Consider the following 2143-nt stretch of genomic DNA (forward strand, 5'->3'; position numbering starts at 1 on the left):
CGAACCACCCCCTGCGGCCCTACGACAAGACACTGACCGCAGAAGCGATCATCCCCCAACCGCCATGCTCGTACGCCGAATTGCGCAGCAGAGTCGGCCGGGGTCCGGGAAGGTAGCCGGGCTCGGAGGCGGCATCTGAGCACCGAGCGCCTTCCCATGCGAGCACTTCCATTATGGCGCTGATCATGGTGTTCTGCCCTGCTCAACGGCCCTGAGGGCTGTAGAGGGGGCGTCGATTTTTGCGTGCCGCACGGGGTGCGGAGCGCGCCGGGCCGACGCTCGCGTGCAGTCCTTGGGAGGGTCCTGGTTCGGCTGCGGGCTCGGCGACACGATGCGGGCGGCCCGATGCGCTTCCTTGGTCGGGTTGCAGACGAGCAGGTGCCCCCGAAAGTCGGACGTGAGGACCGTGGTCGGGGGCACTGCCAGCCACTCCAATGGAAGCAGGCAGTGGCCCTACAAGGGTGTCGGGTGGATCCCGGTCCTGCCGAATGTTCGAGTTGCCGGCGGGGGCCTACCCGGGCAGCAGGTGTCTGCCAGGATGGTGGGCATGGCGAATGAGAGCGCGACGTACGACGGCCGACTGCGGGACCTGGAGGCGGAGGCGTTCCGCACCGGGCGGACGCTCGCAGAGCATAGTGAGCAGCTGACGACGATCCGTGAGCAGCAGCGTACGGCCTTTGGGAACATCGATTCGCTCGCCAACGCCATCGGAGCACCGGGGGACCGGTCGATCGCCGAGCGTCTGGACACGATCGAACGCGTTCTGTTCGCTCTCGCGCGTGCACAGGGCATCGACCCGGACGTCTGCTGACCAGTCCGTATACGGCTGTGACCCTGAACACATCACAAAGATGTTCGGGGGCACAGCCGTATACGGACTGGTCGACCTGCAGGGCGACCGTCATCCGGTGGGTAGCGTTCTGGGCCCGCTCGCCCTTTGCGTCGGCGGATACGGCGAAGGCCTTCACTCCTCCGCCGGCGGTTGTGCTCTGCCTCAACTCGATTCCGAGATCGAGCACGATCTCCTTGACCTTGAACCGGATGAGCGATCCATCCCCGTCTTGCTGCGCGGCAACGAGACCGCGACGCACTGCCTTGATCGCGTCCGACAACTCCGTGCCTAGATCCATGCGTCCCCCTTGATCACTCCGCATAGGACCAGTCCGCCGAGCAGCAGCTGGATACGGAAGACGGGCAAGCGCCAGGCCTTGAGCCACAGCGTCCCCTTACCGGCCGGTGCGCAGGTGGCCGTGGCGAGCGGTCACGAGGGTGCGCCATCGGTTGCGTACGGCGTCCTCGTCATCGAGCCAGCGGGTGATGGTGGGCTGGGGGAGCGGTCGGCCGGCCATGAAGCGGGCGATGTCGGCGTAGTACGCGTAGTCGCCGGGTCCGGTGGGGCTGTTCAGGTGGTCGATCGTGGTGGTGAGAGCGGCGTCGTCGTCGCGTGCGGCGTGGTGGAAGGCGAGGGCGAGGTCGAGCGCTGCGCGGGCGGCGGTGATTCCGGCGGTGTGGATCTCGGTTCGCAGGACGGGGGCGCCTTCGAGGTTGGTGAGGGTTCCGGCGTCGCGGGCGATGGCGGCGATCTGGGCGGTGAGGGTGGTGGCGCGTTGGTCGAGGCCGGTCAGGAGCTGTTCGGCGAGGGCGATCTCGCCGTCGGCCCGGGAGGGATCGGTGAAGGCGGTGGTGAGAGCGAGGTTGGCCTGGGCGATGGCCTGCTCACCGAGGTTGCCTTGTTCCTCGGCCTGGGTGCGCGCGGTGGTGTAGTGGGTGGCGGCCTGGTCCATGTCGCCGTGGGCGAAGTGGATGTCACCCAGGACGCGGTGGCCGCGGCCCGGCCAGCCGAGGGTGCGGGCGGTGGCGAGCGCAGTGGGGAAGTCGCCGGCGGCGCGGGCGAGGTGTGCGAGTCCGCGGGCGGCGTCGGGGGCGAGCCGGCCTGCCCGGTCGGCGACGTGCCGCATGCCGTCCCTGGAGGCTTGGTTCTGGCCGAGGTCACGGTGGGCTTTGGCACGGTAGTAGATCGCCATGTCGGCGAGTTCGGCGGGCAGCAACGCACCGGACGGGCGCTTCGAGAGCCTCGGTCGAGGTCACGGAACAAGCCGCAAGGGCATGTCACCGCGGATGTCGTCCTCAGTGAACGTCCTGC

The 2143-nt window shown here is 68.5% G+C and carries 2 protein-coding genes and 1 pseudogene; 1 reads left to right on the forward strand and 2 read right to left on the reverse strand.

Annotated elements, in window-relative coordinates; genetic code table 11:
- Window positions 1-547: 547 nt before the first annotated feature.
- Window positions 548-811 carry a hypothetical protein gene (locus AB0N17_RS46295; protein ID WP_366017677.1) on the forward strand — a complete coding sequence of 88 codons (264 nt, stop codon included), beginning with the start codon at window positions 548-550 and terminating at the stop codon, window positions 809-811.
- 88 nt (window positions 812-899) lie between these two features.
- Here AB0N17_RS46295 and AB0N17_RS46300 read toward each other — a convergent pair.
- Window positions 900-1154 (reverse strand): annotated as a pseudogene (locus AB0N17_RS46300) (trypco2 family protein); the annotation flags it as partial.
- A 72-nt stretch (window positions 1155-1226) separates the two neighbouring features.
- Window positions 1227-2024 carry a hypothetical protein gene (locus AB0N17_RS46305; RefSeq protein ID WP_366017678.1) on the reverse strand — a complete coding sequence of 266 codons (798 nt, stop codon included), beginning with the start codon at window positions 2022-2024 and terminating at the stop codon, window positions 1227-1229.
- Window positions 2025-2143: the final 119 nt, after the last annotated feature.

Origin of the sequence: Streptomyces sp. NPDC051133, from assembly GCF_040682635.1 — a bacterium.
In the GTDB taxonomy this organism is placed as follows: domain Bacteria; phylum Actinomycetota; class Actinomycetes; order Streptomycetales; family Streptomycetaceae; genus Streptomyces.

Excerpts from the sequence above, each read along its gene's own strand:
- AB0N17_RS46295 (WP_366017677.1), top strand. The coding sequence starts at position 548 with ATGGCGAATGAGAGCGCGACGTACGACGGCCGACTGCGGGACCTGGAG.
- AB0N17_RS46305 (WP_366017678.1), bottom strand. The coding sequence starts at position 2,024 with ATGGCGATCTACTACCGTGCCAAAGCCCACCGTGACCTCGGCCAGAAC.